Source organism: Streptomyces sp. NBC_00306 (assembly GCF_036169555.1).
Lineage (GTDB): Bacteria > Actinomycetota > Actinomycetes > Streptomycetales > Streptomycetaceae > Streptomyces > Streptomyces achmelvichensis.
The window spans coordinates 6,060,362-6,071,839 of the sequence record NZ_CP108032.1 but is presented as its reverse complement, the minus strand read 5'-3'; the positions used below and the strand labels follow the sequence as shown (position 1 = coordinate 6,071,839).

At 70.0% G+C, this 11,478-nt stretch carries 10 protein-coding genes; 3 read left to right on the top strand and 7 right to left on the bottom strand.

Features of this window, described 5'->3' with window-relative positions:
* Window positions 1-42: 42 nt before the first annotated feature.
* Together OHA05_RS27130 and OHA05_RS27125 are read right to left on the bottom strand one after the other, a co-directional pair.
* On the bottom strand, window positions 43-807 hold the full coding sequence (locus OHA05_RS27130) for an NUDIX hydrolase (RefSeq protein WP_313943677.1): 765 nt from the start codon (window positions 805-807) through the stop codon (window positions 43-45).
* Window positions 808-965: 158 nt separating this feature from the next.
* Window positions 966-2,342: a DUF4192 domain-containing protein gene (locus OHA05_RS27125; protein ID WP_313943678.1), complete on the bottom strand. Its 1,377-nt coding sequence runs from the start codon at window positions 2,340-2,342 to the stop codon at window positions 966-968.
* A gap of 109 nt (window positions 2,343-2,451) precedes the next feature.
* On the opposite strand from OHA05_RS27125, the gene OHA05_RS27120 reads away from it, so the two are divergent.
* Both OHA05_RS27120 and OHA05_RS27115 read left to right on the top strand, forming a co-directional pair.
* A complete protein-coding gene (locus tag OHA05_RS27120) occupies window positions 2,452-4,632 on the top strand; it encodes a RecQ family ATP-dependent DNA helicase (protein ID WP_328861926.1) in 2,181 nt (726 codons plus the stop codon).
* Between the two features lie 217 nt (window positions 4,633-4,849).
* Window positions 4,850-5,479 carry a hypothetical protein gene (locus tag OHA05_RS27115; protein ID WP_313943680.1) on the top strand — a complete coding sequence of 210 codons (630 nt, stop codon included), beginning with the start codon at window positions 4,850-4,852 and terminating at the stop codon, window positions 5,477-5,479.
* A 365-nt stretch (window positions 5,480-5,844) separates the two neighbouring features.
* On the opposite strand, the gene OHA05_RS27110 is transcribed toward OHA05_RS27115, so the two are convergent.
* From OHA05_RS27110 to OHA05_RS27100, 3 genes are all read right to left on the bottom strand, one after another.
* Window positions 5,845-6,462 (bottom strand): hypothetical protein, encoded by a 618-nt coding sequence (locus OHA05_RS27110; protein ID WP_313943681.1) that lies wholly within the window; start codon window positions 6,460-6,462, stop codon window positions 5,845-5,847.
* A gap of 82 nt (window positions 6,463-6,544) precedes the next feature.
* On the bottom strand, window positions 6,545-7,246 hold the full coding sequence (locus tag OHA05_RS27105; RefSeq protein WP_313943682.1) for a ribonuclease HII: 702 nt from the start codon (window positions 7,244-7,246) through the stop codon (window positions 6,545-6,547).
* Between the two features lie 95 nt (window positions 7,247-7,341).
* Window positions 7,342-7,968, bottom strand: a complete 627-nt coding sequence (locus OHA05_RS27100; RefSeq protein ID WP_313948834.1) for a TetR/AcrR family transcriptional regulator — start codon at window positions 7,966-7,968, stop codon at window positions 7,342-7,344.
* 118 nt (window positions 7,969-8,086) lie between these two features.
* Here OHA05_RS27100 and OHA05_RS27095 point away from each other — a divergent pair, with 118 nt between their 5' ends.
* Window positions 8,087-9,640 carry an MFS transporter gene (locus OHA05_RS27095; protein ID WP_313943683.1) on the top strand — a complete coding sequence of 518 codons (1,554 nt, stop codon included), beginning with the start codon at window positions 8,087-8,089 and terminating at the stop codon, window positions 9,638-9,640.
* A 192-nt stretch (window positions 9,641-9,832) separates the two neighbouring features.
* On the opposite strand, the gene OHA05_RS27090 is transcribed toward OHA05_RS27095, so the two are convergent.
* Window positions 9,833-10,741, bottom strand: coding sequence for an ADP-ribosylglycohydrolase family protein (locus OHA05_RS27090; RefSeq protein WP_313943684.1), 909 nt, complete (start codon window positions 10,739-10,741; stop codon window positions 9,833-9,835).
* A 12-nt stretch (window positions 10,742-10,753) separates the two neighbouring features.
* Window positions 10,754-11,413: a histidine phosphatase family protein gene (locus tag OHA05_RS27085; RefSeq protein ID WP_313943685.1), complete on the bottom strand. Its 660-nt coding sequence runs from the start codon at window positions 11,411-11,413 to the stop codon at window positions 10,754-10,756.
* Window positions 11,414-11,478: the final 65 nt, after the last annotated feature.

The window sequence follows — 11,478 nt, the reverse complement described above, 5'->3', positions numbered from 1 at the left end:
CGGCGGCCCGGGCGTGACGCGGTCGGACGCGCCGCGGCGGTGTCAGACTTCCGGACGCAGCATCGGCGGGTTCAGCACGGTGGCCCCACCCGCCCGGAAGAGCTGCGCGGGCCGGCCGCCCTGACGAGTGGTCGTGCCGCCCGCCGGGACAAGGAACCCTGGCGTGCCGGTCACCTTGCGGTGGAAGTTTCTCGGGTCCAGAGCGACACCCCACACCGCCTCGTACACCCTGCGCAGCTCACCGACGGTGAACTCGGGCGGGCAGAAGGCTGTGGCCAGCGACGAGTACTCGATCTTGGAGCGCGCCCGCTCCACCCCGTCCCCCAGAATCCGCGCGTGGTCGAACGCCAGCGGAGCCGCCGACTCACCCTCCCGCGCGAACCCGCTCTCCTGGCCGAGAAGGTCCTCGACCGGCGCCCACCGCGCACTGTTCGCGTCCCCGCCGGCCCGGGGAGCCGGCAGATCGGGAGCCAGAACCAGATGGGCGACGCTGACGACCCGCATCCTCGGGTCCCGTTTCGGATCGCCATAGGTGGCGAGCTGCTCGAGGTGCGCACCATTGCCGGGGGCCGGCGACAAGGGGTCGTGGACGCACAGGCCCGTCTCCTCGGAGAGCTCACGTGCCGCGGCCGCCGACAGATCCTCGTCCCCGCGGACAAAGCCACCGGGCAGCGCCCACCGGCCCTGGAACGGCGGCTCCCCGCGGCGAACGACCAGCGCGCAGAGCGCATGCCGACGCACGGTGAGCACGACCAGATCGACGGTGACAGCAAAAGGGGGGTAGGCCGACGGGTCGTAGGGAGGCATGCCGTGATCATAGTCGTCTGCCTGACGATAAACACTCGTTTCGTCGGGGTGGGGGGCGCTTTCCTCCCCCCCTTCCCCACCCACCCCGCCCACCCGCTCACACCCCCAGTCGGAGGCCCGGCGCTGCCTCCTCGATCATGCCGGGCAGCCAGCGGCTGTCATGGCTCGCTCCGTGAGTCCTGCCGGCCGTCGCGCCGACTGTCCGGGCTGCGCTGACCTGCTGCCTTACGGGGGTGCGCCGACGCGGAGGCCGTCTTCGCGGGCCGGCGGGGCCGGGTGCCGATCGGGGCTCGGGCCTGCCGGGTGCGCGGGCGCCCGCGCCGCCCGGCAGCGTCGGGGGTCTGCGGCTGGTCAGGTGTCTCGTGGATACGCCCGCTTTCTCCGTCGGCGGCGCTCTGGAGCTCCTCTCGTGAAGTGCGCTCCCTACGGAGGCAGTTGCGCAGGGTCTCCGGGTCCAGGCCCTCGTTGCAGGCCTGGTGGAGGAGGCGGGCGAAGACGTACTGATCGTCGAGGCGCAGGGCGAGTCCGAGAGCGACGCGGGCACTGGGCTCGTCCCCGGTGGACCACGCGACCCAGCCCGCGAGGGTGAGGGGGGCTGTGGCGTGCTCGGCATACGGGGCGACGCATCGCCGGCACAGGGCCCGCCACAGGCGCAGGGCCGAATCCGCGTCGGGGCCCTCCATCCACTCCGCTGCGCGGTCCCGGGTCTCCCGGTCCTGCAGTCCGAGAATCATGGCGGCGGCTTCGTCGTGGCTGAGGAGTGCGTCGTCGGTGGCGTCGGTCTGCGACCTGCTGGAGGTCCAGGGCGCCCCGGCGATGCGTGCCATGAGCGTCCGGGCCAGGGTGAGCGTCTCCGCGGCCACCTGCTTGCGTCCCAGTTCGTCGAGGATCCTCGGCACGAGTGCTGCTCCCGCCTTGTCGAGCGCTTTCGCCTGGGCGCCGGCCGACGGAGCCGTCGTGGGTGCGAGTCGCGCCTCCATCTCGCGCAGTGATCCGCGCACGTGGACCCCGGCGTAGGCCGCGGCGGCCGCCATCACCGATGTGCCGGGGATGGCGAGCCTCTTCCCTTCCGGCGGGCAGCAGCGTTCGTCGGGGCAGCAGTAGGACCAGAAGCGTCCGTCGGAGATGCACAGCGCCTCGTAGACGGGCACGTCGAGGGAACCGCAAGCGGTCCGCAGCCGCTGGGCGAGAGGGCGCAGTCGCTCCATCACGCTTCGGCTCGTCTCGCCTTCGGCAGGGTCCTGGCAGAGGTAGACGACGAAGCCGTCGGGACGCGACCCTCGCCGTTCGCTCCCTTCGATCAGGCATTCCGCGAGCTGCTGTGCCACGGGTGACCATTCACGCTGCGAGCGGGGAATGCCGAGCCTCACCCGGCCTCCGAAGCGGCCGCGGCTGCCGTGCAGGGCGACGATCACAATGGAGTCGGTGGGGTGAAAACCCATCATGTACGGAAGCGCGTCGGCCAGTTCGGCGGGGCCGCGCAGGGTGATCTGCTGGTCGTCGGTGCGGTGGACGGGTTCGTGGTGCTTGTTCATGGCATGACGGTCTCGCGGGAGATCACCGTCCGCGACCCCTGTGGATAACGTTATCCACAGGCTGGCGGCTCATTCGCGGTTTGTCGGTGCCATCGGGTTGCATGGGGTCATGACCAACGCAGACCTCGCGGATTCCGCGGACCTCAGGGCCTCGGCCGACGCCGTGCTCGCCCGCCTCGTCTCGGACAGTTTGGGCACGGCCCGGCTGCGCGAGGACCAGTGGCGGGCGATCGAGGCGCTCGTCGCCGACAAGCGCCGGGCCCTGGTGGTGCAGCGGACCGGCTGGGGGAAGTCGGCGGTGTACTTCGTCGCGACGGCGCTGCTGCGCGGGCAGGGCAGCGGCCCGACCGTGATCGTCTCTCCGCTGCTCGCTCTCATGCGCAACCAGGTCGACGCAGCGGCCCGGGCGGGCATCCGCGCCCGGACGATCAATTCGTCCAACACGGAGGAGTGGGACACCGTCCAGGAGGAGGTGGCCGCGGGCGAGGTCGACGTCCTGCTCGTCAGCCCCGAGCGGCTGAACAATCCGGACTTCCGCGACCAGGTGCTGCCCAAGCTCGCCGCCGCCACCGGCCTCCTGGTGGTGGACGAGGCTCACTGCATCTCCGACTGGGGCCATGATTTCCGCCCCGACTACCGACGGCTGCGGACCATGCTGGCGGAGCTGCCGGCCGGGGTGCCGGTGCTGGCGACCACCGCGACGGCCAATGCCCGGGTGACGGCGGACGTGGCGGAGCAGCTGGGTACGGGCGCGGGGACGGACGCCCTGGTGCTGCGAGGCCCGCTGGATCGGGAGAGCCTCAGCCTGAGTGTGCTCCAGCTCCCCGATGCCGCCACCCGTCTTGCGTGGCTCGCCGATCATCTCGGCGAGCTGCCGGGGTCGGGGATCATCTACACCCTCACGGTCGCGGCGGCCGAGGAAGTCACGGCGTATCTGCGCCAGTGCGGGCACACGGTGGCCTCGTACACGGGTCGTACGGAGAACGCGGATCGCCAGCAGGCCGAGGAGGATCTCCTCGCCAACCGCGTCAAGGCGCTGGTGGCCACATCCGCGCTCGGGATGGGGTTCGACAAGCCCGACCTCGGTTTCGTGGTCCATCTGGGTTCACCGTCGTCGCCCATCGCCTACTACCAGCAGGTGGGCCGTGCGGGACGTGGGGTGAAGCACGCGGAAGTGCTGCTGCTGCCCGGCAAGGAGGACGAGGCGATCTGGCAGTACTTCGCATCGGTCGCCTTTCCTCCGGAGGAGTTGGTGCGGCGCACTCTCGATGTGCTGGCGCAGGCGGACAGGCCGCTTTCCCTGCCGGCGCTGGAGCCGTTGGTGGAACTGCGGCGTACGCGCCTGGAGACCATGCTCAAGGTGCTGGACGTGGACGGCGCGGTGCGCCGGGTGAAGGGCGGCTGGACGACCACGGGCCGGCCCTGGCAGTACGACGCCGACCGCTACGCGTGGGTGGCCCGGCAGCGGGACGCCGAGCAGCAGGCGATGCGGGAGTACGCGCGGTCGACGGGTTGCCGGATGGAGTTCCTGCGGCGCCAGCTGGACGACGAGGAGGCGGTTCCGTGCGGCCGCTGTGACAACTGTGCGGGGGGCCGGTTCAGCGACAAGGTCTCCGACACGGCGCTGGACGCCGCTCGCGGTGAGTTGAGCAGGCCCGGTGTCGACCTCGATCCCCGCAAGATGTGGCCGACCGGTCTGTCCGCGGTGGGCGTCAATCTCAAGGGCCGGATTCCGGAAGGCGAGCAGGCCTTCACCGGGCGGGCGCTGGGCCGGCTCTCCGACATCGGCTGGGGGAATCGTCTGCGACCGATGCTGACCGCGCAGTCGCCGGACGCTCCGGTGACGGACGACGTGGTGAACGCGGTGGTGACGGTCCTCGCCGACTGGGCGAAGGGGCCCGGCGGCTGGGCATCGGGTGCACCGGACGCACCGGCGCGTCCGGTCGGCATCGTGACCGTCGCATCGCGGAGCAAGCCACAGCTGGTCGGATCTCTGGGCGCCAGAATCGCCGAGGTGGGGCGGATGCCGCTGCTGGGCTCCGTCGAGTACGCACCCGAGGCGACGGACACCCGCATCTCGCGCACCAACAGCGCTCAGCGGGTGCGGGCCCTGCATGAAGCCTTCACGGTGCCGGCCGAGCTGGCCGAAACGCTGACGGCGACCGGCGGGCCCGTGCTGCTGGTCGATGATCTTTCGGACAGCGGCTGGACACTGGCTGTGGCGGCGCGGTTGCTGCGCAGGGCCGGTGCAAAGGGGGTGTTCCCGCTGGTCCTTGCAGTCCAGGCGTGACCGGAGGGGTCAAAGAAGCTGTCGATGGGCAGGGATATCTGCGTCATACCCGCCGAATCCCGCCGGTGGCGCCAAATTGCTCGTTGCCGCATGCCGACGCGCCAGCGAGAATTGGAACGCTCCCCGCACGGCCCGTTCGCGGTCCGGATGAGCCGTGCCGCGGTGCGCCTCCACCCGATCCTGCCCGCACTGTGGGCGCGTATGCGAAGGGAGTTTCGTGACCTTCGGATTCGCTTCGTCCGCAGCCACTTCGATCACCAGCTCGGGCAATTCCGCCAACCGCCTCGCCAGGCTGCTCGAGCCCGCCGAGTGGGCGGCCGCGGGAATCCCGTTGCTGCGCAATCCGCGAGAAGTGGTCAGTGGTCTGCACGCCCGGCACAGTCCCGCCCCGACGACGGCGGTCGTCGCCGTCCTCGATCATGAGGAACGGCTCGCCGCCAGTGCGTCGTTCGCGCGGCGCTCCGCACCGGTCGACGGCTGGGAGTTCCGGAACGTCCTGCTGGCCCATCTGCGCCGGGTCATCCCACACGATCTTCGCCGTCGTACGCCGGTGCGGACAGCCGTGCTGCTCTACTGCCGGGAGGGCGACGAGCGGTGGACGGAGGAGGACGGTGCGTGGATGTGGGGGCTTCGGGACGCCTGCACTCTCCACGGGCTGCGCTGCGGTGCGTACATCACGCTGACCCGTGGCGGCTGGCAGGTCCTGGGCGAGGGCCGGGGTGGCCGCCGGCCGAGTTCCACATCGACTCCGGGGGATCTGGCGGAGATGGCGGCGGTCGGCGAGCCGTTGGAGCTGCGCACCGCCAGCGGCGCGGTGGACGCGTTGCGTCGCGCAGCCGCCCGCTGAAGCCCTGAGCTGCCGGCGCGTGGGAGCCGGTGGCGGCCGCGACTGATCAACGGCCGACGCCGGGCGCCCCGCGAACCTGCCATGGCTGCGGTCAACCCGATGCCGGACAGGCCCGCCGGGCCCCGTGTCGCGCATCGGCCCCCTCGGCCGGCCCCCGCACCACGAGGTGTCCCGTCAACTCACCGTGCGCCCGGCCAACTGACGGCCACCTGACCAGGGCTCATGGAGCAGGTACGGAGACCCGTCGCGGCTTCTTCATCGGGCGACGCGCACACCGAAGCACCCTCTGTGCCCTACCGTGTCCGGCTGTCCTTCGTCAGGGCAGCCGGACCACGGCACACCGGGAGGTTCGGGCAGGCTCGCGGTCAGGCCGCCACACCGAGTGCGGTGTTGATCCGCTTCGGGTCACCGCACACGATGAGCAGTGCACCTGCCTTGGCCATCGCCGCCGGGAGCGCTGTGGCGGCTTCCTCGTCGGTACCACCGTTGAGCGCGACGACCACGACGGGACGGGTGGAGGCCCGGCCCACAGCGGTGGCGGCGGCGTAGAACACGTCGTCGCCGGCGTCGTGCTGTGCCCAATAGGCGGATTCGCCGAAGGACAGCTCATGCGCGGCCCACGGGTGCTGTTCGCCCGTGGTGAGCACCAGGACGTCGCCCGGTGCCCTGCCTGTGTCGAGCAGAAGGTCGATCGCCTCCTCGGCGGCGTCGAGTGCGCCGTCCGCGGGGGCGGGGATCAACTGGATCTGGGGCTGGGGTCGGGTCTCCGACCGGATAGCCTGCGGCTGTCCGGTGGAGGCGTGCGTACGCGGTGTCGGCGCGGGCCGGGTGGAACCCGGGCCCGGATGTCCGGGACGCGGCGAGGCCATGGAACGCGGACCGGGTACGGGACGGGGGGTCGGCGCGGTGCGGCCGGCGGCCGGTGTAGCGCGGGGACCCTGGGCGCTCTCGTGAATCTGAGGCTCCTCGGGAATGAGAGGCATGGGTGGATGTCTATCAAATGCCGGTTCGAACGGCATAGGCGGGTGGGCACATGAGTGCGACTGCCCTGCCGGCAGGGCTGGTTCAGAATTCGAAGCCGAGCTGTCCCCCACTCTCCAGTTCTGCCGCCTCCGGAGAGAGTCGAATCTTCTTCAGGTGCCGCCAAGCAGGCAGGGCGTCGAGATAGGCCCACGAGAGCCGGTGATACGGCGTGGGGCCGAGCTCCCTGAGAGCGGCCTGGTGGACGGGTGAGGGGTAGCCGGCGTTGTCGGCGAAGGCGAAGTCGAGGAACTCCCCCTGCAGTTCGGCCATCATCGCGTCCCTGCGCACCTTGGCGAGCACCGAGGCCGCGGCGACCGCGACGCACGACTGGTCTCCCTTGATCACCGTACGGACGCGCCACGGATCCCCGAGGTAGTCGTGCTTGCCGTCGAGGATGACCGCGTCCGGGCGTACCGGCAGCGCGTCCAACGCGCGGGTGGCCGCGAGCCGGAGGGCCGCGGTCATGCCGAGTTCGTCGATCTCCTCCGGCGAGGCATGCCCCAGGGAGTGGGCCGTGACCCACTTCTCCAGCTGGACGGCGAGCTCCTCGCGGCGCTTCTGGCTCAGCAGTTTGGAGTCGGTGAGCCCGACTGGCGGCCGGCGCAGTCCGGTGATCGCGGCGCATACCGTGACGGGACCGGCCCAGGCGCCTCGTCCGACCTCGTCGACACCGGCAATGATCTTGGCGCCGGTGGTCGCTCGGATCGAGCGCTCGACTGTGTGTGTGGGTGGTTCGTACGGCATGGCGCCAGCAAGCCTACGCCGACCGACCCCGCCCGGAACAACCGGATTCCCGTCACGGTTCGACCGCGCCCGACGACCTCGCCCGGGAGAGGCGGTCAGCCCTTGTACGGACGGAGCAGTGGCACCATCACCTGGTCGATCATTTCGGCGATGTCTCCGTCCGGCCATTCGCTTCCGCACACCTTGGATCGGTACATCATCAGGCCCGGAATCACGTCGATGACGAGGTCGTGAGCGGCGTCGGGGCGGACATCCCCCCTGACCATTCCGCGACGTACGACGTCACGGAAGAGCTGCGTGGACGGTTCGATCACCTGGCGGACGATCACCGCGAGGAACCGTTCGGCAGCGGCAGAGTCGCACTCGTGAAGCACTGAGCGGAGTGCGAATCCGGACCGCGAGTACATCGCGTCCCGCACTCGACGGCACAGCTGGAAGAGGTCCTCGCGGATGCTTCCGTGATCATCGGCCTCGACCAGCTGGGGCAGGGCGGCCTGCAGGGCATCGGCGACGAGGTCCTCCTTCGAGGGCCAGCGCCGGTAGACGGCCGCCTTTCCGGTCTGGGCACCGGCGGCGACACCTTCCATGGTGAGTCCGCTCCAGCCGACGGTGCTCAGCTGCTCCAGCGCAGCATCGAGGATCGCGCGTTCCAGCACCTGCCCACGACGGCGCAGCGAGACCGGGGATGTCTCGGCAGCGACCGTCCAGCGCGAATTGGCCATCATCTTCTCTCCGTTGGGGACTGGAGTTCAGTGAACGCTTGCGTTCACTGATGGGGACTCTCTACGGTTGACAACAGTGAACGACCGCGTTCACTAACACACTTGTGGGGGGACACCAGTGACAACTTCTGAACTAGCAGCTCCCAGTACGCCCGGGGCCGCTCGCCGACCAGGACGCCCCGGGATTGCCCTCACTGTCATCGCCGCCCTCCAGCTCATGGTGGTCCTCGACACCACGATTGTGAATATCGCGCTCCCCCACATCCAGGGGACACTCGAGTTCACCACGACCCAACTGTCCTGGGTGGTCAACGCCTACACACTCACCTTCGGCGGGCTGCTGCTGCTCGGTGGCAGGGCGGGCGACATACTCGGCCGCCGGAGAGTCTTCATCTTCGGCGTGCTGCTGTTCACCTTCGCCTCGCTGCTGTGCGGCGTCGCGCAGGAGGCCTGGCAGATGCTCGCCGCCCGCGCACTCCAGGGCGTCGGTGGCGCGATCGCCTCTCCCACCGCGCTGGCACTGATCACCACCACTTTCCGCGAAGGCCCGGAGCGCAACCGCGCGTTCGGCATCTTCGCCGCCGTCTCCGCCAGCGGCGCGGCCATCGGTCTGCTCGCCGGCGGCATGCTCACCGAGTGGCTGGACTGGCGCTGGGTGTTCTACGTCAACCTGCCGATCGGCATCCTCATCGCCGTACTCGCGCCGATGTTCATCAACGAGTCCGACCGGCACTCCGGGCGCTTCGACATCACGGGTGCACTCACCTCGACCGTGGGCATGGCGTCCTTGGTCTACGGGTTCATCAGGGCCTCCGAGGACGGCTGGAGCGACGGGCTCACGCTCGCCGCGTTCGCCGCGGCGATCATCCTGCTCACCGCGTTCGTCATGATCGAACGTAAGGCACGCGAACCGATCACACCGCTGCGCATGTTCGCCGACCGCAACCGCTCGGGCACATATCTGATCATGATGAGCCTCGCCGCGGCCATGTTCGGCATGTTCTTCTTCATCGTGCTGTTCGTGCAGAACGTGCTGGACTACAGCCCCATCACCTCCGGTCTCGCGTTCCTGCCGGTCACCGTCATGATCGTGACTGCGGCCGGGCTCTCGTCGAAGCTGCTCCCCGTGCTCGGCCCCAAGCCGTTCCTGGTGGCCGGGGCGCTGTTCACGGGTAGCGGTATGGCGTGGCTGACCGCACTCTCCCCGGAGAGCTCGTACCTCGGCGGGGTGCTGGGGCCGATGCTCCTCTTCGGTTTCGGCATGGGCCTGGTCTTCGTGACCGCCACCCTCACCGCGGTCTCCGGGGTGTCGCAGCACGAGTCGGGGGCGGCATCCAGTCTGCTCAACGCCACCCAGATGGTGGGCGGTTCGCTGGGCCTGTCGATCCTCATGACCATCTTCAGCACCGCCAGCCGCGACGAGGCCGAGCGACAGCTGCCGTCATTCCTTGCCGAGTCCACTCCGGCACAGAAGGCCGTGTTCGAGAAGACTCACGAGATGCCGCCGCCGTGGGGACACCAAGTACTCGCCGAGGGCATCGCGACATCGTTCTGGGCAGGTGTCGGCCTGGTCGGACTGGCCGCGGTGATCGCCCTGTTCGTCATTCGGGTCCGCAAGAGCGACTTGGAGGCGCTCAGTGGTACAGCGGGCCCGGGAGGGCACGCCGCGTAGCGCCGGGGTGCGGGCCGCGTCGGCCACCGACGCGGCCCGCGCAGAGGCCCCGGCTGCCGACGCGGCTCGCGCAGAGGCCCCGGCTGCCGACGCGGCTCGCACCGCGTTCTGTCAGCGGGACTGAGCAACAGACCCCGAGCAGGTCGAAGCCGCACACTCACGCAGTGTGCACCGACGATCAGCGGCAGAGCGTCAGCGAGCCGATGCCGGGAGCCAGTCCGGCAGCGTCTCCGTACGCTCCAGCCACGCGGCCGGCGGCTGTCCGGCCTTCCCCGCGGCGACCACCCCGCAGGCGATGGCGCACGTCGTGTCCACGTCGCCTCCGACCTGCGCGGTCGTCCAGAACGTCCGCTCGAAGTCACCGAGCGACCGAGCGGCCGACCAGAGCGCGAACGGCACGGTGTCGTGCGCGCTCGTGCGCCTGCCGCTGCCCAGGACCGCGGCGACGGTCCCGGCGTCGTTGTAGTCGAGCATGTCCCGCGCCCGGCGCAGCCCCGCTCCCACCGCACTGCGCGGCACGAGCGCGATCACGCCGTCGAGCAGATCCGTGGGCTGGGGCGGTCCCGCCGGATTCGCTGCGATCGCTGCTGCCGCCGCCACAGCCATGGCGCCGACCACAGCCTCACGGTGCTGGTGCGTGGTGTACGAGGAGATCTCGGCCTGGTGCGTGGCCTGCTCCGGGTCGTCCGCGTACCAGGCACCGAGGGGCGCGATCCGCATCGCAGATCCATTTCCCCACGAACCCTGGCCCTTGAACAGCCCCGTGGCCAGTTCTCGCCAGTCGCCGCCTTCGCGGATCAGCCGGAGCATGCGATTGACCGCAGGGCCGTACCCGCGGTCGAAGTCATGATGTTCGGCGAAGGAGCCGGCCAGCGCGTCCTGGTCGATGCGGCCGTGATCGGCGAGCACGGCGAGAACCGAGGAGGCCATTTCCGTGTCATCGGTCCACTGCCAGGTGCCCGAGGGCACCTCGCGCCGCTTCAGCAGCGGGTAGTTCGACGGTACGAAGTACTGGGAGCCAAGGGCGTCTCCCACGGACAGTCCGCGCAGGCTGTCCAGGGCGCGTGCGAAGCGCCGGTCACGAGAGGAGTCAGCGGTCATCTTCCTGCCACTCTATCCGGTGACGCCGTACGGCTCGGGGGTGCGCCAGCGCTCGAACGGCCGGTCAAGGGCGTAGCGGCCATCCTCGCCGAGCTCCAGCACCCGCATGTCCCCGTTGCAGGGATTGGCCAGCGACTCGAAGTCCGCGACCGTCCAGTGGAACCAGCGCATACAGAAGAGCCGCATGGTCAGTCCGTGCGTCACGAGCAGCACGTTCGGCGGGTGGTCGGGCGACTCGAAGCTCCGGTGAAGGCTCTCCAGGAAGGCGCCGACCCTGTCGTACACGTCCGCTCCGGACTCGCCCTGGGCGAAGCGGTAGAAGAAGTGCCCATAGGCGTCTCGATAGGCTTTCTGGAGCCGTACATCGTCCCTGTCCTGCCAGTTTCCCCAGTCCTGCTCCCGCAGCCGCGGCTCCTCGCGGACCCGGACGAGTTCGGGGTCGAGGTCGAAGGCACGGAAGGTCTGGTGCGTGCGGCGGTAGGGAGAGACGTAGACGCTCACCTGCTCGCGGCCGAACAGCTCACGCACCCGGCGGCCCGTCTCCTCGGACTGGGCCCAGCCCTTGCTGGTCAGCCCCAGCGCATGGTCGGGCTCGCGCTCGTACACGGTGTCGTCGGCGTTCCCTTCCGACTCTCCGTGCCGGACGAGGACGATGCGTTGCGGTCTTGCCATGTCTCGACCCTAGATCGCCCTGGGGCCCGCTGAGCGGCGGGACAGGATCCAGGCGGCCGATCCGG

Excerpts from the sequence above, each read along its gene's own strand:
- OHA05_RS27100 (WP_313948834.1), bottom strand. The coding sequence starts at position 7,968 with ATGGCCAATTCGCGCTGGACGGTCGCTGCCGAGACATCCCCGGTCTCG.
- OHA05_RS27090 (WP_313943684.1), bottom strand. The coding sequence starts at position 10,741 with ATGACCGCTGACTCCTCTCGTGACCGGCGCTTCGCACGCGCCCTGGAC.
- OHA05_RS27110 (WP_313943681.1), bottom strand. The coding sequence starts at position 6,462 with ATGCCTCTCATTCCCGAGGAGCCTCAGATTCACGAGAGCGCCCAGGGT.
- OHA05_RS27125 (WP_313943678.1), bottom strand. The coding sequence starts at position 2,342 with ATGAACAAGCACCACGAACCCGTCCACCGCACCGACGACCAGCAGATC.
- OHA05_RS27120 (WP_328861926.1), top strand. The coding sequence starts at position 2,452 with ATGACCAACGCAGACCTCGCGGATTCCGCGGACCTCAGGGCCTCGGCC.
- OHA05_RS27105 (WP_313943682.1), bottom strand. The coding sequence starts at position 7,246 with ATGCCGTACGAACCACCCACACACACAGTCGAGCGCTCGATCCGAGCG.
- OHA05_RS27085 (WP_313943685.1), bottom strand. The coding sequence starts at position 11,413 with ATGGCAAGACCGCAACGCATCGTCCTCGTCCGGCACGGAGAGTCGGAA.
- OHA05_RS27130 (WP_313943677.1), bottom strand. The coding sequence starts at position 807 with ATGCCTCCCTACGACCCGTCGGCCTACCCCCCTTTTGCTGTCACCGTC.